Origin of the sequence: Sphingobium nicotianae (genome assembly GCF_018603885.1) — a bacterium.
In the GTDB taxonomy this organism is placed as follows: Bacteria; Pseudomonadota; Alphaproteobacteria; order Sphingomonadales; family Sphingomonadaceae; genus Sphingobium; species Sphingobium nicotianae.
Map to the genome: position 1 here is coordinate 20,669 of NZ_JAHGAW010000005.1, position 21,326 is coordinate 41,994.

Annotated in this window: 17 protein-coding genes; 12 read left to right on the forward strand and 5 right to left on the reverse strand. The window is 65.5% G+C overall.

The annotated features are described in order from the left end of the window. The first annotated feature begins 71 nt into the window (after nt 1-71). Both KK488_RS08180 and KK488_RS08185 read left to right on the forward strand, forming a co-directional pair. The gene (locus KK488_RS08180) at nt 72-1,046 is read left to right on the forward strand and encodes an SMP-30/gluconolactonase/LRE family protein (RefSeq protein WP_214622677.1); all 975 of its coding nucleotides are present in this window, start codon (nt 72-74) and stop codon (nt 1,044-1,046) included. A gap of 19 nt (nt 1,047-1,065) precedes the next feature. Continuing rightward, complete coding sequence (locus KK488_RS08185; protein ID WP_214622678.1) at nt 1,066-2,787, forward strand: PQQ-dependent sugar dehydrogenase; 1,722 nt, start codon at nt 1,066-1,068, stop codon at nt 2,785-2,787. Nucleotides 2,788-2,828: 41 nt separating this feature from the next. Here the strand turns inward: KK488_RS08185 and KK488_RS08190 are convergent, their stop codons facing one another. After that, nucleotides 2,829-3,821 carry a helix-turn-helix domain-containing protein gene (locus KK488_RS08190; protein WP_214622679.1) on the reverse strand — a complete coding sequence of 331 codons (993 nt, stop codon included), beginning with the start codon at nt 3,819-3,821 and terminating at the stop codon, nt 2,829-2,831. An 86-nt stretch (nt 3,822-3,907) separates the two neighbouring features. Here KK488_RS08190 and KK488_RS08195 point away from each other — a divergent pair, with 86 nt between their 5' ends. Continuing rightward, a complete protein-coding gene (locus KK488_RS08195; RefSeq protein ID WP_214622680.1) occupies nt 3,908-5,953 on the forward strand; it encodes a TonB-dependent receptor in 2,046 nt (681 codons plus the stop codon). Between the two features lie 163 nt (nt 5,954-6,116). Here KK488_RS08195 and leuA read toward each other — a convergent pair whose 3' ends face one another. Continuing rightward, on the reverse strand, nt 6,117-7,811 hold the full coding sequence (gene leuA / locus KK488_RS08200; RefSeq protein WP_214622681.1) for a 2-isopropylmalate synthase: 1,695 nt from the start codon (nt 7,809-7,811) through the stop codon (nt 6,117-6,119). Between the two features lie 349 nt (nt 7,812-8,160). Here leuA and KK488_RS08205 point away from each other — a divergent pair, with 349 nt between their 5' ends. From KK488_RS08205 to trxB, 5 genes are all read left to right on the forward strand, one after another. Beyond that, the gene (locus tag KK488_RS08205; protein WP_214622682.1) at nt 8,161-9,567 is read left to right on the forward strand and encodes a circularly permuted type 2 ATP-grasp protein; all 1,407 of its coding nucleotides are present in this window, start codon (nt 8,161-8,163) and stop codon (nt 9,565-9,567) included. A 28-nt stretch (nt 9,568-9,595) separates the two neighbouring features. Continuing rightward, nucleotides 9,596-10,528: an alpha-E domain-containing protein gene (locus tag KK488_RS08210; RefSeq protein ID WP_214622683.1), complete on the forward strand. Its 933-nt coding sequence runs from the start codon at nt 9,596-9,598 to the stop codon at nt 10,526-10,528. Nucleotides 10,529-10,549: 21 nt separating this feature from the next. Beyond that, complete coding sequence (locus KK488_RS08215; RefSeq protein WP_214622684.1) at nt 10,550-11,389, forward strand: transglutaminase family protein; 840 nt, start codon at nt 10,550-10,552, stop codon at nt 11,387-11,389. A gap of 45 nt (nt 11,390-11,434) precedes the next feature. Continuing rightward, nucleotides 11,435-12,172 carry a proteasome-type protease gene (locus tag KK488_RS08220; RefSeq protein ID WP_214622685.1) on the forward strand — a complete coding sequence of 246 codons (738 nt, stop codon included), beginning with the start codon at nt 11,435-11,437 and terminating at the stop codon, nt 12,170-12,172. 907 nt (nt 12,173-13,079) lie between these two features. Next, a complete protein-coding gene (gene trxB / locus KK488_RS08225) occupies nt 13,080-14,042 on the forward strand; it encodes a thioredoxin-disulfide reductase (protein WP_214622686.1) in 963 nt (320 codons plus the stop codon). A 54-nt stretch (nt 14,043-14,096) separates the two neighbouring features. Here trxB and KK488_RS08230 read toward each other — a convergent pair whose 3' ends face one another. The 3 genes from KK488_RS08230 to KK488_RS08240 form a co-directional block, all read right to left on the reverse strand. Next, the gene (locus KK488_RS08230; protein WP_214622687.1) at nt 14,097-14,402 is read right to left on the reverse strand and encodes a hypothetical protein; all 306 of its coding nucleotides are present in this window, start codon (nt 14,400-14,402) and stop codon (nt 14,097-14,099) included. Between the two features lie 156 nt (nt 14,403-14,558). Then, nucleotides 14,559-14,861, reverse strand: a complete 303-nt coding sequence (locus KK488_RS08235; RefSeq protein WP_214622688.1) for a phosphopantetheine-binding protein — start codon at nt 14,859-14,861, stop codon at nt 14,559-14,561. 40 nt (nt 14,862-14,901) lie between these two features. Next, a complete protein-coding gene (locus KK488_RS08240; protein ID WP_214622689.1) occupies nt 14,902-16,017 on the reverse strand; it encodes a GNAT family N-acetyltransferase in 1,116 nt (371 codons plus the stop codon). A 56-nt stretch (nt 16,018-16,073) separates the two neighbouring features. Here KK488_RS08240 and KK488_RS08245 point away from each other — a divergent pair, with 56 nt between their 5' ends. From KK488_RS08245 to KK488_RS08260, 4 genes are all read left to right on the forward strand, one after another. Further along, on the forward strand, nt 16,074-17,606 hold the full coding sequence (locus KK488_RS08245; protein WP_214622690.1) for an acyl-CoA ligase (AMP-forming), exosortase A system-associated: 1,533 nt from the start codon (nt 16,074-16,076) through the stop codon (nt 17,604-17,606). Between the two features lie 20 nt (nt 17,607-17,626). Continuing rightward, nucleotides 17,627-18,856 (forward strand): pyridoxal-dependent decarboxylase, exosortase A system-associated, encoded by a 1,230-nt coding sequence (locus KK488_RS08250; RefSeq protein ID WP_214622951.1) that lies wholly within the window; start codon nt 17,627-17,629, stop codon nt 18,854-18,856. Between the two features lie 263 nt (nt 18,857-19,119). Continuing rightward, the gene (locus KK488_RS08255) at nt 19,120-19,773 is read left to right on the forward strand and encodes an XrtA/PEP-CTERM system exopolysaccharide export protein (protein WP_432653845.1); all 654 of its coding nucleotides are present in this window, start codon (nt 19,120-19,122) and stop codon (nt 19,771-19,773) included. 32 nt (nt 19,774-19,805) lie between these two features. After that, the gene (locus KK488_RS08260) at nt 19,806-21,320 is read left to right on the forward strand and encodes an XrtA system polysaccharide chain length determinant (RefSeq protein WP_214622692.1); all 1,515 of its coding nucleotides are present in this window, start codon (nt 19,806-19,808) and stop codon (nt 21,318-21,320) included. Nucleotides 21,321-21,326: the final 6 nt, after the last annotated feature.

Sequence of the window (21,326 nt, forward strand, 5' to 3'; positions counted from 1 at the left end):
GCCGCGATGGACAGGCGGACGCCGCGCTCTTATAGATTCGTAGCAAGATAGGTATCGGCGGGAGACGGGCGTTGCGGCGATCGGCAAGAGCGGCAGCAGGCGTCGTTTTCCTTTTTCAGGCGTCGATCGCGTTCGCCAGGGAGCCGGCCGCGATCAGCCTGCCGGGCGCGCGGCTCCATCCGGAAAGCGTCAGCATCGCGCCCGGTGGCTTTGCCTATGTTGGCGGGATGCGGGGCGGGGTGCTGCGCGTGTCGCTCGCCAGCGGCAAGGTCGATCAATTCGTGAAGCCGGGCGATTTCGGCACGGGATCCACCTTCGGCGTGTTCGTCGACAGCGTGAACCGCATCCTATGGGCGTGCAGCAATCCCGGTACGCCGATGAGCGCCAGGATCGCGGGTGCTGACCCGCAAAGCACCCTCAAGGGTTTCGATCTCAGGACCGGCAAGGGGCGCTTCAGCTTCGCGCTGCCGGGCGCCAATCCGATGTGCAACGACATGGCGGTCGCGCCCGACGGGACGCTCTACGTCACTGACACCAACAACTCGCATATTCTGCGCCTGCGCAAGGGCGCGGGAATGCTGGAGGACTGGCATCATGATGTCGCCTATGCGAACGACAAGGGCATCGGCCTGGACGGGATCGCGCTGGGCGGCGACGGGCAGCTCTACGTCAACAACTGGCAGACCAATGTGATAGCGCGGGTGGAGATCCGCCCCGACGGCTCGGCAGGCAAGACCACCGTGCTGCAGCCCTCGCAGCCGCTCGCCACGCCCGACGGGCTGCGCGCGATCGGCGGCATGCGGTTCGTCCAGGCGGAATCAAAGGGCAGGGTGACGATCGTCACCGTCTCGGGCGACAAGGCGCAGGTAGCGGTGGTGAAGGACGGGCTCTCGGGGCCGACCGGCGCCGATCTCTATGAGGGCGCGATCTGGTACGTGCAGGCCGAGTTCGGCTATTTCTTCGACCCTGCCAAACGTGGCCGGACGCCGCCCCCATTCAAGCTGGAACCGGCCGCGGTGCCGGCCTCCCTGCAAGTGCATCCCTGACCCCCCGGAAGGACAGATCATGGCCAAGCCCGTCTCCCTGCTCGCTCTCGGTGGCGCCGCCGTCCTGGCCGGCACCGCGCTCATGGTCGCCCAGCCGTTCGCGGGCGGCACCGCGAAGGCCGCAGACAATGCGACCTGCAGCAATGATGGCGGCCTCAGCCTGCCGCCGGGCTTCTGCGCGACGATCTTCGCCGACAATGTCGGCCATGCGCGTCAGATGGTCGTGGCGGCGGATGGCACGCTCTACGTCAACACCTGGATGAGCCAGTATTTCCGCACGCCTCCGGCGGCCGGTGGCTTTCTTGTCGCCCTGCGCGACAAGGATGGCGACGGCAAGGCGGAGCAGGTCGATCGCTTCGGCTCCCTGCCGCGCGCGGACGGGATGGGCGGCGGCACCGGCATCACGATCTGGAAGGACGGCCTTTATGCCGAGGTCGACGACAAGATCGTGCGCTACACGCTGAAGCCGGGCGAGCGCGTGCCGAGTGGCACACCCACTGTCATCCTCGACGGACTGCCGATGAGCGGCGATCACATGATGAAGCCGATCCTTATCGACAAGGCCGGCAATCTCTTCATCAACAGCGGTTCGCCCTCCAACGTCTGCGAGAAGGCCAATCGCCAGCCCGGATCGCTGGGCAAGGACCCGTGCGAGGAGCTGGAAACGCGCGCAGGCATCTGGATGTACAGCGCGACCAAGGCGGGCCAGCATTTCTCGGCGAAGGAGCGCTATGCATCTGGCATCCGTAACACCGGCGGGCTGACCTTCGACAGCGCCGGGCGGCTGTTCGCCGTGCAGCATGGCCGCGATCAGCTGGCGCAGAGCTGGCCCGCGCTCTACGACAATCGGCAGGGTGCCGAACTGCCAGCTGAGGAGCTGCTCCAGGTCAACAAGGGCGACAATTTCGGCTGGCCTTATTGCTATTATGACGGCTTGCAGAAGAAGCTGGTGCTGGCGCCCGAATATGGCGGCGACGGCGGCACGAGCATCGGCCGCTGCGCCTCGGCCAAGCCGCCGGTCGCAGCCTTCGGGGCGCATTTCGCGCCGACGGGCCTGGCTTATTATGCCGGTGGCCAGTTCCCGTCAGCCTATAAGGGCGGTGTCTTCATCTCGTTCCACGGATCATGGAACCGCGCGCCGCTGCCGCAGGAGGGCTTCCGCGTCACGTTCCAGCCGCTCGTCAACGGCAAGGCGAGCGCGCCGGCGATCCTGTTCGCGGACGGCGTCACCGGACCGGGCAAGGCGACGGGCGGCGCGACGCATCGTCCGACCGGCATTGCCGTCGGGCCGGACGGCGCGCTCTATGTCTCTGATGACGTTGCGGGCCGGATCTGGAAGATCAGTTACAAGGGCCCGGCCAACGCCGCGCTGACCGATGCCAAGGCGGTCATCTACGAGCAGGCCGCGGCGGCCACCGGACCGACCCCGCTGCCGCCGGGCTTCACCGCCGATCAGGTCGCGCTCGGCAGCCGCATCTATAGCGGACTGGAGCGGGGCGGCACTTGCCAGGGCTGCCATGGCGAGAATGGCAAGGGCTCGACGATCGGCCCGGCGCTCACCGGCGAGAAATGGCTGTGGGCGGACGGCTCGGTCGTCTCGATCGCGCATGTGATCGGCGAGGGCGTGACGACGCCCAAGCAATATCCGAGCGGTATGCCGGCCAAGGGTGGCGCGGATCTGAGCGACGCCGATGTGCAGGCGGTCGCGGCCTATGTGTGGACCCTGAGTCACGGGAAATGACCTTGGTCCCCCTCCCGCAAGCGGGAGGGGGGAGGAGGGGCTCAATGCGTCAGCGTACGCGCCATCGCGCGCCATTGGCCCGGCGTCGCCTCGAAGCGGCGCTTGAACGCGCGAGCGAAGTGAGCGGGATCCTCGAAGCCGTTGGCGAAGGCGACCTGCGAGATGGAGGCGCCGGCCCAGCGCTGGTCGCGCAGGTCGTCGGCGGCGCGCTGCAGGCGGCGGCTCCAGATATGACCGGTGATCGACAGGCCGAGCGCATCACGCATCAGCTGGTCGAGCCGGCGCCGGCTGATATGCTGGGCCTGGGCGACCTGCTCCGCAGTTAGGCCGGGAATCGGCAGGTTGAGCTCGATATAGTCGAGCGCCTTCTGCACGCGCCAGGGCATGTTCTCCAACTCGACCGCGAGGCCGGAGGTCGCGCCGAGCAGATGGACGATGGCATTCATCGCCGCATGCTGCTGCGCCTCGCGCAGGTCATTGGCGACATGGAGGAGTTGCAGGAGCGTGTGGGCCAGCAGGCTGGTGCCCGGATCGCGCCCCGGCATCAGCGTGGCGACGAGATGCTCCATCTCGGGGAAGCGGCTCATCACCAGTGTGCGCGGCATGCGCAGCAGCAGGAGCTGGCTGCAATCCACGCCGACGAGGCGGAACGGATGGCGCTCGTCGATGAAGCAGATGTCGCCGCGATTGAGTTCGCAATTGCGCTGGCGCTGGTGGGCGATGGTCGTGCCCTCGGCCTGCAGCATCAGGGTGAGAAACTGGCTGGCTTCCGCCACGCCGCGCGGCACATAGCTGACCTCGATCGGCGCCGAGGCGATGGCGAAGAGCGAGCCCGGCCCCATGCGGCTGTGCTGGATCGATCCGATGCTGGGATTGGGCGCGAGGCCCTTGAGCGCCAGGCCGGGGAAGATGGTGGTGGCGGCACCCATCCAGGTATCAACGCGCCGCTCCCGATCGACCTCCGCAAGGTCGAGAACCGACGAAAGCCCTTCTAGGTTTACCTGATCCATCTCCATCACCCTTTGATCAATCATCGGTTAAACCAGATGGCATGTCAAAAGGATAAGCGGTTAACACCGCGACCGTTGCCAATCCGCAACCCTTGCGGCATGGGCCGGGCATGACCCCGCGCTCCCCTGGCCTGATCCTCGGCCGCTCGCCCCACATCGCCCTCCTGCTCGGCGCCGCCGTCCTCGCAACGCCACCGTTGCATGCGCAGGAGGCCGCGCAGCCCGGCGACATCATCGTGCTGGGCCGGGGGCTGGAGCTGCCGCCGGGCACGCCGGCCTATGGCTCGGTGACGATCCGGAAGGACCGGCTGAGCGAGGATGCGTCGGGCACGGTCGAGAATGCGCTCGACGATGTCGCGGGCTTCCAGCAGTTCCGCCGGTCGGACAGCCGCTCGGCCAATCCCTCGTCGCAGGGGGTCACCCTGCGCGCGCTCGGCGGCAATGCGACGAGCCGCGCGCTCGTGCTGCTCGATGGCGTGCCGCTCGCCGATCCCTTCTTCGGCTCGATCCCGTTCAGCACCCTCCCGCTCGACACGATCGGCGCGGCGCGGATCACGCGCGGCGGTGGGGCAGGGGCGTTCGGATCGGGCACGGTGGCGGGCACGATCGAGCTGTTCACGGCGGATCGCGCCCAGTTGCCGCCATTCAGCGCCAGCGCCTTCTATGGCTCGGACAATGCCGTTCAGTTGAACGGCTCGGTCTCACCTGATCTCGGCGCGGGTTATGTCTCGCTCTCGGGCAGCTTCGCGCGCGGTGATGGCTTCTGGACCACGCCGACCGCGCAGCGCGGCCCGGCAGACGTGCGGGCGCGCTACAAGAGCTGGTCGACGACGCTGCAGGGTGTCGCGCCAGTGGGCGATGCGGGCGAGATCCAGACGCGCGTCGCCTTGTTCCAGGACGAGCGCACCTTGCGCTTCGCCGGCGCCGACAATGGCCAGGAAGGACAGGATGCCAGCCTGCGCTTCCTCTCGCGCGGCGACTGGAAGGTCGAGGCGCTGGCCTATGTCCAGCTGCGCAATTTCAACAATGTCGTGATCAGCGCGACCAGCTTCAAACCCACGCTCAACCAGCGCAACACGCCCTCGACCGGGCTTGGCGGCAAGATCGAGCTGCGCCCGCCGGTGGGCGGCGACCATCTGTTGCGCATCGGCGTCGACAGCCGCTTCGCGACGGCGGACATGTACGAGGATGCGCTCAACGCGACCACGGGCGCCACCACGGCGCGACGCGACGCGACCGGGCGGCAGGTGGTGAGCGGGCTCTATGTCGAGGATGACTGGAGTCTGGGGTCCATCGTCCTGACCGGCGGAGCGCGGGCCGATTACTGGACCATCACCCACGGCCGCTTCACCGAGCGCAACGGCACGACCAACGCGATCACCTCGAACACGGTCTTCCCCAAGCGCGACGGCTGGGAGACCAGCTTCCGCGGCGGCCTGCTCTGGCATGCCTCGGACGCGATCGCCCTGCGTGCGGCGGGCTATACCAGCTTTCGCCTGCCGACGATCAACGAGCTGTATCGCGGCTTTCAGGTCTTCCCGGTGATGACGCAGGCCAATGGCAATCTGGCGCCGGAGCGGCTCAAAGGCGCGGAAGCGGGCGTCGACCTGACTCCGCTGCCCGGTGTCCATTTCTCAGCGACCGCTTTCTACAACCGGCTCGGCGATGCCATCGCCAACGTCACGATCGGTACCAATCTGCGCCAGCGCCGCAATGTCGACGCGATCCTCGCCAAGGGCGTCGAACTTTCCGGGTCGGTCGACCTCGGCCACTTCGAACTGTCCGGCTCCTATGCGTCCAACGACAGCAAGGTCGAGGCGAGTGGGGCAGGAGCGCAGCTCGATGGCAAGCAGCCGGCGCAAAGTCCCCGCCACAGCGCCAGCGCGACCTTGGGTTGGCACGGGCCGGCCGATTCGCGGCTCGCGATCACGGCGCGCTATGTCGGGCCGCAATATGAGGATGACTTGCAGATCGACAAGATGCCGGGCGCGACGACCGTGGACGGCTATGCGCGCGTGCCGCTGGGCAAGAAGGTGGCGCTGGTCGGCCGCGTCGAGAATCTGTTCGACGTGACGGTGCTGACGCGCAAGGTCGGCACCAGCGTGGATCTGGGAACGCCGCAGACCTTCTGGATCGGCGTTCAGTTTGGCGGGTGAACTTCTCTCGCCCCCTCCCCTTCAGGGGAGGGGTTGGGGTGGGGGTTGCAACGTCGCGACACCCACCTCGCATCCGGTAAACAGCGCCCCGCGCTGTTTAGGTCATGCCGGGGGCATGACCGACCTGTTGCGCCCTCCCTTGAAGGGGAGAGGCTTTAAAGAACTAGGCCGCCTTCGCCGCCGTCGTGTTCCTGCGCTCCAGCCCATTGGCCACCGAGAGCACCGCTTGCACTGAGGCGGTCGCGATGTCCTCATCAAGACCGACGCCGAAGATCGTGCGCCCATCGTCCGTCTTGCACTCGACATAGGCGGCGGCGCGGACATCGCCGCCAATGCCGATGGCATGCTCGCTATAGTCGATCACGTCGATGCCGATGCCCAGCTCCTCCCGCAGCGCATGGAGGACGCTGGAGATGAGGCCGTTGCCGCGCCCGGAAATGCTGCGCTCTTCACCATTGTGCGAGATCTTGCCGGTGAAGACGCGATTGCCCGCCGGACCGCTTTCGAAATAATCGACCAGTTTGTAGGACTGGCCATCGCTCAGGCAGTAATGGCCTTCGAACGCATCCCAGATATCGCTGGCGTGCAACTCGCGGCTGCTCGCGTCGGCCAGCTCCTGGACGACCTTGGAGAAATCCGCCTGCATGCGCTTGGGGAGCTTGAGGCCCTTGTCCTGCTGCAGCACCCAGGCGACGCCTCCCTTGCCGGACTGCGAATTGACGCGGATCACCGCCTCGTAGGAGCAGCCGATGTCGGCTGGGTCGATCGGCAGATAGGGCACGTCCCAGAGTTCGTCGTTGCGCGATTCCTGCGCGGCGAAGCCCTTCTTGATCGCGTCCTGATGGCTGCCGGAGAAGGCCGTGAACACCAGTTCGCCCGCATAAGGGTGGCGTGGGTGGACGGGGAGCTGGTTGCAGTAGGTGACGGTCTGGACGATCTCTTCCAGGTTCGAGAAGTCGAGGCCCGGCGCCACGCCCTGCGTGTAGAGATTGAGGCCCAGCGTCACCAGGTCGACGTTGCCGGTGCGCTCGCCATTGCCGAACAGGCAGCCCTCGACGCGGTCGCCACCAGCCATCAGGCCGAGTTCCGACGCCGCGACGCCGGTGCCGCGGTCGTTATGCGTATGGAGCGAGATGACCACCGAGTCGCGGTTGCGGATATGGCGGCCGAACCATTCGATCTGGTCGGCGTAGATATTGGGGGTCGCTGCCTCGACCGTCGCCGGCAGATTGAAGATGATCGGCTTCTCCGGCGTCGGCTGGAGAATGTCCATCACCGCTTCGCAGCACTCGACGCTGAAATCGAGCTCGGCGGTCGAAAAAGTCTCGGGGCTATATTCGAAGTGCCAGTCGGTGTTCGGCTGCTTCGCTGCCTCGTCGCGGATGATCTTGGCCGCGTCGATCGCGATCTGCTTGATTTGCGGCCGGTCCATGCCGAACACGATGCGACGCCAGGCCGGCGAGACGGCATTATAGACGTGCACGATCGCCCTGGGTGCGCCGCGCAGGCTCTCGAAGCTGCGCTCGATGAGATCGCGCCGGGCCTGCGTGAGCACCTGGACGATCACATCGTCCGGAATGCGGCCGGACTGCACGAGGCCGGAGATGAAATCGAATTCGGTGGCACCCGCTGCGGGGAAGCCGACCTCGATTTCCTTGAGGCCGATGCGGCAGAGCATCTCGAAGAAGCGGGTCTTCTTCTCGGTGTCCATCGGGTCGATCAGCGCCTGATTGCCGTCGCGCATGTCGGTGGAGAGCCAGCGCGGCGCGTGCGTGATCGTGCGGCTCGGCCATTGCCGGTCCGGCAGGTCGACCTGCGGGAAGGGGCGGTATTTGCGGGAAGGATCGCTCAGCATCATGGGTCTGCATTTCGTCGTTCAGCGGAAAGCGGCGGTCAGGCTACGCCGACTTTGCCCGGTTTAGGTTTCGACTCTTTAGCTTTGGAAGGGCCCTTAGGCGCATGGTGCCGCCTGCGGCAACCGCATGTTCGCGCCTAAGGGCGCGTAAGTCGCGTAAGGCGAGCAATGAGCCTCTTGTCCAACATTGGCGCGGAAAATGCCCGCAAAAAGCCTCCGCGTCCAGCAACAATCGACCAAAGGCGTGAAATCTATTTATGCGGGATGGGAACGTTCGATTTAGCGCTTGATTTTGCTTTTGGCTGCGACAGTATGTTGCAATGCACAATGAGGCCGAGAAACGCGCAACCCTATGACCTTCTCCGAGATGCTGGGCGAGAGGAACGAGATACGCGATTGCTACGCGGTCGTTCAGCAATGGGTTGAGGAAACCGGCATAGAAGGGCTCCACCGCCGGCTCGGCGAGGCCGAGGCGATCTTCCGGCGGATCGGCATCACGTTCGCGGTCTATGGCGAGGGCGGCGACCCGGAGCGGCTCATTCCCTTCGATCTGCTGCCGCGCATCTTCACGGCGCTGGAATGGTCGCGGCTGGAGGCGGGCATCCGCCAGCGTGCCGCCGCGCTCAACGCCTTCCTGCTCGATATCTATCATCGCGGCGAGATCATCCGGGCCGGGATCGTGCCGGCCGACATCGTCTATCAGAACAAGGCATACAAACCCGAGATGGCCGGTTTCACGCCGCCCGGGCGCGTCTACAGTCATATCGTCGGCATCGACATCGTGCGCACGGGCCTCAGCGACTTCATGGTGCTGGAGGACAATTGCCGCACCCCCTCGGGCGTCTCCTACATGCTCGAAAATCGCGAGATCATGACGCGGATGTTCCCCGAGCTGTTCGTGCGCGAACGGGTGGCGCCGGTGGACAACTATCCGAGCCAGTTGCTGCGCACGCTGCAGGAAGTGGCACCGCCGGCCTGCGACGGCGTGCCCACGGTGGTGGTGCTGACGCCGGGCTCATTCAACAGCGCTTATTACGAGCATAGCTATCTCGCCGACCTGATGGGCGTCGAGCTGGTCGAGCCGGCCGATCTCGTCGTCGACGAGGGCCTCGTCTATATGCAGACCACCTCCGGGCCGAAGCGCGTGGATGTCATCTATCGGCGGATCGACGATGATTTCCTCGATCCGCTCGCCTTCCGGCCGGATTCGATGCTGGGCGTGCCGGGCCTCTTCAATGCCTATCGCGGCGGCGGCGTGACGCTCTGCTCGGCGCCGGGCGCGGGCATTGCCGACGACAAGGCCGTCTATGTCTATGTGCCCGAGATGATCCGCTTCTATCTGGGCGAAACGGCGATCCTGCAGAACGTGCCGACCTATCAATGCGGCAAGCCGGACGACTATGCCTATGTCATGGAGCGCCTCGCCGAGCTGGTCGTGAAGGAAGTCCATGGCTCGGGCGGCTACGGCATGCTGATCGGCACGCAGGCGAGCAAGGCCGAGATCGAGACCTATGCCGCGCGCATCCGCGCCAATCCCGCCGAGTTCATCGCGCAGCCGACGCTGGATCTCTCGACCTCGCCGACGCTCGGCCCTTCGGGGCTCGTCCAGCGCCATGTCGACTTCCGGCCTTATTGCCTGGTGGGGAAGGATATTCGTCTGGTGCCGGGTGGTCTGACCCGCGTGGCGCTGACCGAGGGGTCGCTGGTGGTCAATTCCAGCCAGGGCGGCGGCGTCAAGGATACATGGGTGTTGCGATGAGGGGTGCTGCGATGAGGGGAGCGCGCCCATGCTGAGCCGCACGGCGGAAAATCTCTTCTGGATGGCGCGCTACATGGAGCGGGCCGAATCCACCGCGCGGCTGCTCACCATGGGCCAGCGCATGGCGATCCTGCCCGGCGCGACCATGCGCGACGAGTGGCGATCGGTCGCGCAGGTGACGGACTGCGAGGAGGTGTTCGGCAAGGACGCCGTGATCCGCGAGGCGGACGTGGTCGAGCATCTCATCCTCAATCCCGACAATCCCTCCTCGATCCGCTCCTGCCTCGCCATGGCCCGGCAGAACGGCAAGTCGGTGCGCACCGCGCTCACGCAGGAGATGTGGGAATCGCTCAACGAGGGCTGGCGCAAGCTCGAGACCTATGGCGTGGTGGAAGCGCGGCGCGATTTCGCCGAGCTGGTCGACTGGGTGAAGAATCGCGCGATGATGTTCCGCGGCGCGACCGAGAGCGGCCATCTGCGCAACGAGGGCCATGATTTCCTGCGCACCGGCGGCGCACTGGAGCGGGCGCAGATGACCCTGCGGCTGCTTGACGTCAAATATTATGTGCTGTTGCCCGAGACCGAGGTGATCGGCGGGCATCGCGACCATTATCAATGGACCTCGGTACTCCACGCGCTCTCCGGCAGCCGCGCCTATCATCATGTCTATGGCGGCTCCTACACGCCCGCGCAGATCACCGATTTCATCATGCTCAATCGGCAATTCCCGCGCAGCGTGCTGTATTGCTTCGATCAGCTCGCCTATCGCCTGCAGCGGCTGGCGCACTGGCACGGCCAGCGCACGCCTGCCAACCTGCGCAGCGAGGAAATGGTCGAGACGCTCTCCGGCGCGGACAGCGGCGATATCTTCCGAAAGGGGCTGCACGAGACGATCCAGGGCAAACTTGCGCAATGCAATGCGCTTGGCGTCGAAATCGCCGAAGCCTATCACTTCGGCTGACGCGAAGGGGGTGATAAGGCAATGCGGATCAGCATCCGGCATGAAACGCGCTATGACTATGCCGAGCCGGCCGGCGGCGTCGTCATGCGGTTGCGCCTGAAACCGGCAAGCAGCAACGCACAGACCGTCGAGCGCTGGTCGGTCAGCGTCAACGGCAAGCCGGTCGAGCGCTGGATCCTCAATGGCTATGGCGATGCCGAGGCCGTCTGGCGGGCCGGTTCACGGATCGAGGCGGTGACGATCGTGGCCGAGGGCGATGTGCGCACGGTCGACGCGGCGGGCATCCTGCGCCCCACCGACGGCGCGCCGCGACCCGCCCTGTTCCTGCGACACACGCCGCTGGCGGAAGCGGACGAGGCGATCGGCGCGTTCGCCGAGCGCGCCCGCAGCCCGAACGGGCCGCTCGCCAGCCTGCATCTGCTCAAGGATCTGGTTCACGACGAGATCGTTTACCGGGCCGGTGTCACCAGCATGGAGACGACCGCTGCCGACGCCTTCGCGCTGAAAGCAGGCGTCTGCCAGGATCAGAGCCAGATCTTCATCGCGGCGGCGCGCAGCCTCGGCATCCCGGCGCGCTATGTCACCGGCTATCTCCAGGATCCCGAGCGGCCGGACGACGAGCATCAGGGCCATGCCTGGGCGGAGGCATTCGTCGACGGGCTGGGGTGGATCGGCTTCGACTGCACGCTGGGCCGCTGTCCCATGGATGGGCATGTGCGGTTGGCCTGTGGCCTCGATGCCGCAGATGCCGCGCCAATTCGCGGGGTGATGCTGCTGGGTGCAGAAACCCAACTGTCTCATGATGTTCAGATCGAAGCGCTTCCGTTAGACGGCACATCACAGGCGCAGACGCAGCAGTGAGTCGCGGGGGCGACCGTCGAGGGTGAGCCGACGAAGGGGTAAATCATGACCTATTGCGTGGCGTTGCGGGTCGAGGCTGGCCTCGTGATGCTCTCCGACACCAGGACCAATGCCGGGCTCGACAATATCGGCATGTTCCGCAAGACCTTCACCTATGAGAAACCGGATGAGCGGGCGATTGCGCTGCTTTGCTCGGGCAATCTCTCGATCACGCAGGAAGTGAAAGCCAAGATCTCCCGCGCGCTCAAGGATTCGGTCGAGAATCCCGAGATCGAGACGATCCTCAATTGCGCATCGCTGCATCGCGCGGCGCATCTGGTCGGTGAGGCGATGAAGACGGTACGGCAGGAGATGCGGGCCGGCATGGCGGCGGGCGACGTGTCGCTGTTCGCCAACATCCTCGTCGCTGGCCAGAGAAAAGGTGGCAAACTTCGCCTCTACCTCGTTTATTCCGAAGGCAATTTTATCGAGGCCACCGCCGACACGCCCTTCTTCCAGATCGGCGAGCATAAATATGGCAAGCCGATCCTCGATCGCATGATCAAGCCGACGACGTCGCTTTCGGACGCCGCCAAGGCGGTCTGCGTCTCGATGGATTCGACCCTGCGCTCCAACCTGACAGTCGGCATGCCGCTCGACCTCAGCATCATCCCGCGTGACGAGTATAAGTTCAGCCTGCGTCGCAGGATCGAGGCACATGACCCTGAATTCTCGAAAATTTCTCAGGCATGGGGTGCGGCGCTGTCGCATGGCTTCGAGAGCCTGCCGTCGATGATCGACTGAGCAGGCCGCGCGTTTCTCGTCGTTTCTGCAAATGCGGAACACAATATCCGCCAAGGCCTCATGATTGTGGCGGAGGTTATGGAGGCATTCGCAAGCATGGTACGCGGGTAGTGTCAGCCCTCGGGCGGCTGCGAGTGGCACTCAAATGGCGAGATTGGGGTGGTGGGCAGACACTGCCGCTCCCACCGACGTCACCCCGGGCTCGACCCGGGGTCCCGCTGTTCTTTTTCGTACCTTCTGGGCATGCTTCGATATCGCACAGGAAAAGCTGGACTCCGGATCAAGTCCGGGGTGGCGGCAAATCAATGTCCGCCGTCGTGTCCGACAGTCCGTTTGCCGGCATGGGTTCGTTAATGGCCGCCGTTCGAAACTCTCTGAGCCGCGCAAAAGCGCCAGACGATTTCGGTGTCCTACGGCCCTGCAATCATGCCAGCATCCCGGACTCGCATCCGCCCGGCATCTCGCGCCGGTTGAGCGCGGGCTCTTTCTCAGCTTGAAAATCGTTTTTCTCGATCAGTCCCTTGCGGGCCTCACCGCATCGGCGCGAAATTTTTTATTTTCCCCGTGACCATTGTGAACTTCGCACGGAAATTACGCGACCTTGATCGATTCTCTCGATCAGCGCTGAAGCGCGATCCGCCCTGACCCTCTCCGCAAGCGGCAGGGCGACGATGCCCAACGACCGGTGCCGGAAAGGCGCCGCGATAGTGTGACCTTTGTGTGACCTTTCGGGGCGCCGGCCGCCGATCGGCACCGGCATCGGCCAGCCAATGCGCGCTTCTGCCGAGCCAATATAATCTCGGGCCTTGACGCCCTTCCCCGGCCTTGCTTTGCACCCATGGCCGCCTAAGTGCTGATCTGTGCGCCGATCTGCTGCGCGAAACCATTCCAGACGAAAGACCTGCCCATGCCCGCCACCCACAGTTCCCGCATGATCATCCTCGGCTCCGGCCCGGCCGGTCTGTCGGCCGCCATCTATGCGGCGCGCGCGGGCATGGCGCCGATCGTCGTGCAGGGCATCCAGCCCGGCGGCCAGCTGACCATCACCACCGATGTCGAGAATTATCCGGGCTTTCGCGATGTCATTCAGGGTCCCTGGCTGATGGAGGAGATGCAGGCGCAGGCCGAGCATGTCGGCGCGCAGATGATGTACGACCATATCATCGACATCGATCTCTCCGAACGCCCGTTCAAGCTGACTGGCGATGGCGGCAATCGATATTTCGGCGACACGCTGGTCATCGCGACCGGCGCGCAGGCCAAGTGGCTCGGCCTCGAGAGCGAGCATCTGCTGCAGGGCAAGGGCGTCTCCGCCTGTGCGACCTGCGACGGCTTCTTCTATCGCGGCAAGAAGGTGGTCGTGATCGGCGGCGGCAACACCGCGGTCGAGGAGGCGCTTTACCTCACCAATCACAGCCACGACATCACCATCATCCACCGCCGCGACAGTTTCCGCGCCGAGAAGATCCTGCAGGATCGCCTGTTCGCGCACCCCAATATCAAGATACTGTGGAACAAGGCGGTCGAGACCTTCGTCGGCGGCGGCAATCCGGAAGGGCTGGTCGGCCTCGATCTGATCGATACCGTGACTGGCGAAAAGAGCCATATCAGCGCCGATGGCGCTTTCGTCGCGATCGGTCACAAGCCGGCGACCGAGTTGTTCGTCGACAAGCTGCCGCTCGACGAGGGTTATCTGGTGGTCGAGAAGGGCACGAGCCGGACCAGCATCCCCGGCGTGTTCGCCGCGGGCGACGTGACCGATAAAATCTATCGTCAGGCCGTCACGGCGGCCGGCATGGGCTGCATGGCTGCCCTGGATGCCGAGCGCTTCCTGGCCGAGGCGGATTTCGAGGCCATGGTACACGCCTGACACGAAAACGGCCGGCGCGAGGGATCCCGCGCCGGCCGCTCGCAAATCTGTCGCTTAGCGTGCCGCGACGACCAGCGAAGCGGGGCTGGCGGACGCCGTCTTGACCTTCACGTCCTTCAAACGGAACGAGACGACCGAGCCGTTGGCATAACCGGTCACGAGACCCTTGGCGACATCAAGGCGAAAATCGGTGCCCGGCGTGGCCGTTCCGCTGATGATGCGGCGGTCCTCCGAAATGTTGCGGACGGTGTAGGTGTATTTCACGCCATCGTGGCTGAAGGTCATCGGCTGCTCTTTGGCATGACCCGGCGACGTCAGAGAAAAGGCGAGAAGAGCGGCTGAGAAAGTGAATCTGTTCACGAACAATCTCCTTGTATTGCTACGAAAGAGCCTTGTTCAGCATCCTGTTTTGTTCTGGCAGGTCGACTTTGTTGCAATGCGGCATAACGGGCAAACGCAAAGGACGTCCGTGCAGATGCAATAATTGCACTGCAAAGAATTGCCGGTTCCAGCGGCTTAGGTGCGCTGGGCGTCGAGCTTGCGCGTGAGGAAGGCTTGGAGGCGGCCGAACGTCTCAAAGGCTTCGGCATCGAGATCGTCATCGTCGATGATGATGCCGAGACGGTCTTCGAGGTCGGTCAGGAGCGTTGCAACGGCCATGGAATCAAGTTCGGGCAAGGCGCCGAACAAAGCCGTATCGGCCTCGAACGCCGCGACGCGTCCGGCGTCGAGCGCGAGCGTCTCGATCAGTGACTGGCGCAGGGCCTCGTCGGCGGCGCGATCGTGCGAGGATTTGTCGTGCGGAGAATGGGAGCGCATGGCGCGTGCGCCTAGCGGGTTCGGGCCGGTTTGAAAAGCCTCAGGCCTTGCCGCGCACGGCCAGGTCCAGCGCCGCTCGCCGTCCGCCGCTGGCCTTGCTCTCGATATGGGTGCCTTCGCCGCCCGGCTGAGACAGCGCGGAAAGCCAGGCCGCGAAGGCCGGCCGCCAGCTCGCCGGGTGGCGCAGGTCGAAGGCGTCGACCTGGCGCATCGGCACCGCCGCGGGCATCCAGTTGGCTTTGTAATCATTGTCGCCGGTGCCGAAGTCGATGAGCCTCACTTTGTCGACATCGATGGCGTTACGGAACATGGCGTGGCTAAGCTGTGTGCCGGGTGAGGCATGGGCGAACCGCTCGTCGAAGGCGAGCTTGTGAATATAGGCGCGGCCTTGTTCGATAGTCCACAGCTCGACCGCGGCGGGTTGCCCGTCCAACCGTCCCAGGCCCAGGCGCAGGCGCCCGGCCACCGCTTCGGACTCGGCAAAGGTGCGCAGAAAGGCGAAATCGTCCCCCTCCGGCTTCCAACTCGCGCCGAATAACGCCTCCAGCGCCGCCCAGCTTTGGTCGTCGATGCTGCCGTGGATCGCGATGTCGAGCGGATGACGATGAGCCTTGCGCTTGAAGGTGGAGCGCAGCGCGCCGGGCCGCTGCCCCCAATAGTCCTCGAAGCAGGCGTCGGGCGGGAGATGAAGCAGGCGCTTCCTGGCCATGACGCGCGAGATGACGCGCCAGCCCGCCGCTTCGAAGGCATTGGTGAGTAGCGCGTCGTCAGCAGGGGTGTCGTCGATGATCGGATGGAAGCGCAGTTGCACGCTCCTGCCGCGCAAGTCTCGCGCGATGGCGGTCAGCAGGGCGAGGCGTGTTGCCCCGTCGGCCGCACTGGCGAATTGCGGGCGAAAGACGAAGCTGTACCAGTTGGCGATGCCGCGCAACGGGCCGCCCGTGGGGCCGGTGAGGAACAGCCAGGCATAGGCATCGCCCCGGCTCGCTTGCAGGACGAGCGGGTATTCTCCCTCAAAAGCGCGGGCGTGCAGCGCCTCGAACCAGTCCAGCCGATCGAAGGGGCCGGGCTGCGCGCCGCCATCGAGCCGGCCAGCGGCATCGGCGCGCAGCTGCGCGAAGCTGTTGTAACAGCGTAGCTGGATCTCGGTCGCCATGGCTCTCGCCGCTCTCTCTATCGCATAAAGTCCATCGATCATGTTAATGCGCGGCGATGATCCAACCGCTCGACCATCTGCCGACATTCGGGGAACCCCACGCGATTGCGCTGGCCGGCAAGTTCGGCGCGGTCGGCTATGCCCGCATGGAGCAGATGACGGGCCGGCTCGCGCTATGGCTGGCGGAGCGAGGGCTCGCGCCGGGCGACAGGATCGCAGCCTGGCTGCCCAAGGGCATTGCTGCCGCGATCCTGCCGCTGGCCGTGACGCGGGCGGGCCTCGTCTATGTGCCGGTCAATCCACTGCTCAAGCGCGCGCAGGTCACGCATATCCTGGCGGACAGCGGTGCCGCGATGCTGATCTCGGTCGCGCCCCGGCTCGCGACGCTGGAGCCGGGCGACGTGCCGATGGGTGTCGCGTTGGTCGAGGAAAGCGCGATCGACGCGATCATGGCCGATGCGGCGCTACCGGGTCTGCCGCCGAGCGGTGCCGATCCCGACGCTCTGGCCGAGATCCTTTACACCTCCGGGTCGACCGGGCGGCCGAAAGGTGTGATGCTCAGCCATGCCAATCTCATGATCGGTGCGCGCTCGGTTGCGTCCTACCTCAAGCTTGGCGACGATGACCGGACGCTCGCGGTGCTGCCGCTGAGCTTCGACTATGGTCAGAACCAGCTCTTCTCGACCTGGTGGGCGGGGGGCTGCGTTGTACCGCTCGATTACCTGCTGGCACGCGATGTGGTGAAGGTGGCGCGCACCTATGGGATCACGACCCTGGCCGGAGTTCCGCCGCTGTGGGTGCATCTCGTCGAAGCGGACTGGCCGGCAGAGGCGCTGGCGAGCCTCAGGCGCATCACCAACAGCGGCGGCGCGCTCAGCCGGCCGCTAATCGCGCGGTTGCGGAAGACATTCCGACAGGTCGACATCTACGCCATGTATGGCCTAACCGAGGCGTTCCGCTCTACGTACCTGCCGCCTGACATGCTTGCCACGCATCCCGACAGCATGGGTCGCGCGATTCCCGACGCGGAGGTGCTGGTGGTGCGCCCGGATGGATCGCTGACCGATGCGGGCGAGCCGGGCGAGCTGGTCCATGCCGGGCCGCTGGTCGCTCAGGGCTACTGGCGCGATGCGGAGCGGACTGCGGAGCGCTTCCGCCCGGCGCCGGCCGTGTCCATCTATGGCGGCATCGCGGTCTGGTCGGGCGATACGGTGGTGCGTGATGGCGAGGGACTGCTGCGCTTCGTCGGCCGGGACGATGCGATGATCAAGAGCGCCGGCAACCGGATCAGCCCGAGCGAGATCGAGGAGGCGGCCCTGGCGGTGGCGGGAATTGCCGAAGCAAGCGCGCTGGGGAGGCCGGACGAAAAGCTGGGTCAGGCGATCATCCTCTACGTGCGCGGCGAAGCGATGCTTTGCGAGACCGACCGGGATGCCCTCCCGGATCGACTGCGCGCGGCGCTGCGCCATGCTTTGCCCGGCTTCATGCAACCGGCGGAAATCCATATCCTGAACGATCTGCCGCGCAATCCCAATGGCAAGGTCGACCGCGTCGCGCTTGCCGCCATGGCGCTGGAGGGTGCAGCATGAGCGCGCAGAAGACGAAGCTCATGGGGCCGATCCCGCCCGGTTTCGAAAGCGAGGAGGGCATGCTGCTGATCGGCGGGCGCGGCGCGGCTGCTCTGGCGGATGAGGCGGGGGAGACGCCCCTGTTCGTCTATGATGCCGGCATGATCCGTCGGCGCGTGGCCGATCTGCGGGAGGTAATGCCGGGAGGCGTCGGCCTGCATTATGCGATGAAGGCCAATCCCTTCCCACCTTTGCTGGCGCTGATGGCAGGGTTGGTCGACGGCTTCGATGTCGCTTCCGCCGGGGAACTGGCGCGGGCGCTGGAAGCGGGCGTCACCGGCGATCGGATCAGCTTTGCCGGGCCGGGCAAGCGCGACCGCGAGATCGAGGCCGCGCTCCTTGCCGGCGCAACGCTTAATCTGGAATCGGTGGGCGAGGCGGAGCGGGCGCTCGCGATCGCCGACCGGCTGGCCATCCCGCCGCGCCTGGCGGTGCGGGTCAATCCGGATTTCGAGCTCAAGGGGTCCGGCATGCGGATGGGCGGCGGCGCCAAGCCGTTCGGCGTGGATGCGGATCGGGCGGCTGCCGTTGCCAGGCACCTGATCGCGGCCGGGGCGGAGTGGCGCGGCTGGCACATCTTCGCGGGATCGCAGGCGCTTGATTCCGAGGCGATCATCGAGATGCAGGCAGCGACGGTCGCGCTAGCGGCGCGGCTTTCGGACGCAGTCGGGGAGACGCCGCCTTTGGTCAATCTGGGCGGGGGGTTTGGCGTGCCTTATTTCCCCGGCGACGCGCCGATCGCTCTCGAAGCAATCGGCGATGCGCTGGGCGAGGCACTGGATCGGCGTCCCGCCAGCCTCGGGAGCAGTGATTTCGCGCTGGAGCTTGGCCGCTATCTCGTCGCGGAGGCGGGCGTTTATCTCACGCGTGTCGTGGACGTGAAGACGAGTCAGGGCGAGCGCTTCGCCGTGGTCGACGGTGGCCTACATCATCAGCTCGCGGCGAGCGGCAATTTCGGCACCGTGGTGCGGCGCAACTATCCGCTGGCGCTCGCCAATCGCTTCGGCATGCCGGCCACCGACCAGCCGGTGACGGTGGTGGGCTGCCTCTGTACGCCGCTCGACCGGCTGGGCGATGCCGTCGCACTGCCGTCGATCGTGCCGGGCGATCTGGTCGCGGTCTTCCTGGCAGGTGCCTATGGCGCGAGCGCGAGCCCGGCCGCCTTTCTGGGCCATGCGCCCGCGACCGAGATTCTGGTGGGAGAAGACTGATCATGCGTCGAGGGAGTCACTTGTAAAATCCGCCCAGTGTCTGGGGCATGCCGGGATTTGACCCGAAGCCGTATCGCAGACGCGTGATAGGCTGCCGAACGGTGGCAATGCGCGTGTCGTGGGCGGGCAGGAGCCGATGAGCGACTGGCCCTAACGCAATATTCACCCTTTTCCGCCATAGCCGGGCCTTGCTCGACTGGGCCCGACAGCGTGCCGCTCGCGTTGTTTCAACGGGTTTCGTGGCAAAGAGAAGGTGAATGAAGATGCGCTCAACGCGGACAATCATGGCGCTCTCGCTTGCCGGAATGGCCGTTTCCACGGTTCTTTCCGGCTGCTCGAGCGGGACGGCGGGCACCGACCCGCAGCTGCCGCCGGCCGCGTTCGTCTCCACGAGCGAAGGTCCGGGCGACCAATATGTCATCGGTCCGCTCGACGAGCTCACCATCTTCGTGTGGCGCAATCCCGAGCTGGGCGCCAAGGTGCAGGTCCGCCCCGACGGGCGCATCACCACGCCGTTGATCACGGACATGCCGGCGGTCGGCAAGACGCCGGCGATGCTCGCCGACGACATCAAGATCCAGCTCTCGCAATATATCGAGAATCCGATCGTCTCGGTGATCGTGAACAATTTCTCGGGCACTTATTCGCAGCAGATCCGTATCGTTGGCGCGACCGAGAAGCCCGCTTCGCTGCCGTATCGCGCCAACATGACGCTGCTCGACGCGATGATTGCGGTCGGTGGCCTCTCCGAATATGCCGCAGGTAACCGCGCGCGCCTGGTGCGCTACGACAAGGCGAGCGGCACCCAAAAGGAGTTCAAGGTCCGCATCGGCGACCTGCTCAAAAAGGGCGACAGCAAGGCCAACGTCCGCCTCGCTCCGGGTGATGTCATCATCATCCCAGAGAGCATGTTCTAAGCGACGAGAGGGCGTGGGGGCTCAGACCAAGCATGAATAATCTCTACGAAGAAATTCAGATCATCTGGCATGGCATCTGGCAGCGGCGCTGGGTGGCGATGGGCGTCGCCTGGGCTGTGTGCCTGCTCGGCTGGCTGGCCGTGGCGCTGATCCCCAACGTCTATCAGTCACGCGCCCGCGTGTTCGTGCAGATGGATTCGATCATGCCGAACAGCGCGACGCCGCTCGACCAGCAGAAGGCGCTCGATCAGGTCCGTCAGACGATGACGAGCGCGGCTGTGCTGGAGCGCGTGGTGCGCAATACGGACATCGGCGCGGGCGCGGTCTCGGATCAGGATGTCAGCGCCAGGGTCGGCATGCTGCGCCAGAATGTCACCGTCGCCTCGATGCAGGACAGCCTGTTCGAGATTACCGCCAAATGGTCGGACAAGAAGCTGGGCGCGGCGGAGAATGCCCGCATGGCAGCGCAGGCGGCCGGCGGTCTCATCAAGGCCTTCCAGGAAGCCAATGTGGCCGGCGGCATCGCCGACACCGGCCAGTCGCTTAAGTTCCTCGATCAGCAGATCGCCGCGCGCGGCCAGGAGCTGCAGGCGGCCGAGAAGCGCCGGGGCGATTTCGAGCGGGAGCATCTGGGGTCCATTCCGGGCGGCGGCTCGATCGAATCGCGTGCCGACGCGATGCGCACAGAAATGAGCCAGATCGACTCGCAGCTCATGTCCGCCCAGAGCACGCTTGCCGGTATTAACGGTCAGCTCGCCAGCACGCCGGCCGAGATCGTGTCGGCCGTGGGGCCCAGCGGAGGGCTCTCCGCGTTGGCGCAGGCCGAGGGGCAACTCGCCACGGCGCGCGCCAATGGCTGGACCGATAGCCATCCCGATGTCGTCGCGCTCAAGCGCCAGATCGACATGCTGCGCCGTGTGAGTGGCGGCGGTGCCGGCGGCACGCGTACGCCCAATCCGGCCTATATGTCGCTCAAGTCGATCCAGGCGGAGCGGGCTGCGACTGTCTCCGCCCTGCAGACGCGCAAGGCGCAGATCCAGGCTGATCTCAACAGCATGGCGCAGAAGCAGGTGCAGGAACCCGGTCTCGCCGCCGATCAGGATCGGCTTAACCGCGAATATGACGCGATCAAGCAGCAATATGATAAGCTGTTAAGCGATCGTGAGGATGTCCGCCTCGCCGGCGACGTGCAGAATCAGGGCGGCACGCTCAAGTTCCGCGTGATCGATCCGCCGTCGGCCTCGACCATTCCGGCATCGCCGAACCGGCCGCTGCTGCTCTTCGCCGTGCTCGTCGCGGGCATCGCGGTCGGCATCGGCTCAGCCTTCGGTCTCAGTCAGGTCCGCACGACCTATGCGACGATCGGCCGGCTCGAAAAGGCCACCGGCCTGCCGGTGATCGGCGGAATTTCCGCGGTCGAGACGCCCGACCGGGTGGACCAGAACAAGCGCCAGCTCCGCTGGTTCTACGCTGCCAGCGGCGGCCTCGGCGCGCTGTGCATGGTCCTGCTCGCCGTCGAATTCATTCAGCGCGGCATGAGCGCGTGAACGGGG

Excerpts from the sequence above, each read along its gene's own strand:
- KK488_RS08195 (WP_214622680.1), top strand. The coding sequence starts at position 3,908 with ATGACCCCGCGCTCCCCTGGCCTGATCCTCGGCCGCTCGCCCCACATC.
- KK488_RS08215 (WP_214622684.1), top strand. The coding sequence starts at position 10,550 with ATGCGGATCAGCATCCGGCATGAAACGCGCTATGACTATGCCGAGCCG.
- KK488_RS08235 (WP_214622688.1), bottom strand. The coding sequence starts at position 14,861 with ATGCGCTCCCATTCTCCGCACGACAAATCCTCGCACGATCGCGCCGCC.
- trxB (WP_214622686.1), top strand. The coding sequence starts at position 13,080 with ATGCCCGCCACCCACAGTTCCCGCATGATCATCCTCGGCTCCGGCCCG.
- leuA (WP_214622681.1), bottom strand. The coding sequence starts at position 7,811 with ATGATGCTGAGCGATCCTTCCCGCAAATACCGCCCCTTCCCGCAGGTC.
- KK488_RS08190 (WP_214622679.1), bottom strand. The coding sequence starts at position 3,821 with ATGATTGATCAAAGGGTGATGGAGATGGATCAGGTAAACCTAGAAGGG.
- KK488_RS08210 (WP_214622683.1), top strand. The coding sequence starts at position 9,596 with ATGCTGAGCCGCACGGCGGAAAATCTCTTCTGGATGGCGCGCTACATG.
- KK488_RS08240 (WP_214622689.1), bottom strand. The coding sequence starts at position 16,017 with ATGGCGACCGAGATCCAGCTACGCTGTTACAACAGCTTCGCGCAGCTG.
- KK488_RS08245 (WP_214622690.1), top strand. The coding sequence starts at position 16,074 with ATGATCCAACCGCTCGACCATCTGCCGACATTCGGGGAACCCCACGCG.
- KK488_RS08185 (WP_214622678.1), top strand. The coding sequence starts at position 1,066 with ATGGCCAAGCCCGTCTCCCTGCTCGCTCTCGGTGGCGCCGCCGTCCTG.
- KK488_RS08260 (WP_214622692.1), top strand. The coding sequence starts at position 19,806 with ATGAATAATCTCTACGAAGAAATTCAGATCATCTGGCATGGCATCTGG.
- KK488_RS08255 (WP_432653845.1), top strand. The coding sequence starts at position 19,120 with ATGCGCTCAACGCGGACAATCATGGCGCTCTCGCTTGCCGGAATGGCC.
- KK488_RS08220 (WP_214622685.1), top strand. The coding sequence starts at position 11,435 with ATGACCTATTGCGTGGCGTTGCGGGTCGAGGCTGGCCTCGTGATGCTC.
- KK488_RS08250 (WP_214622951.1), top strand. The coding sequence starts at position 17,627 with ATGGGGCCGATCCCGCCCGGTTTCGAAAGCGAGGAGGGCATGCTGCTG.
- KK488_RS08205 (WP_214622682.1), top strand. The coding sequence starts at position 8,161 with ATGACCTTCTCCGAGATGCTGGGCGAGAGGAACGAGATACGCGATTGC.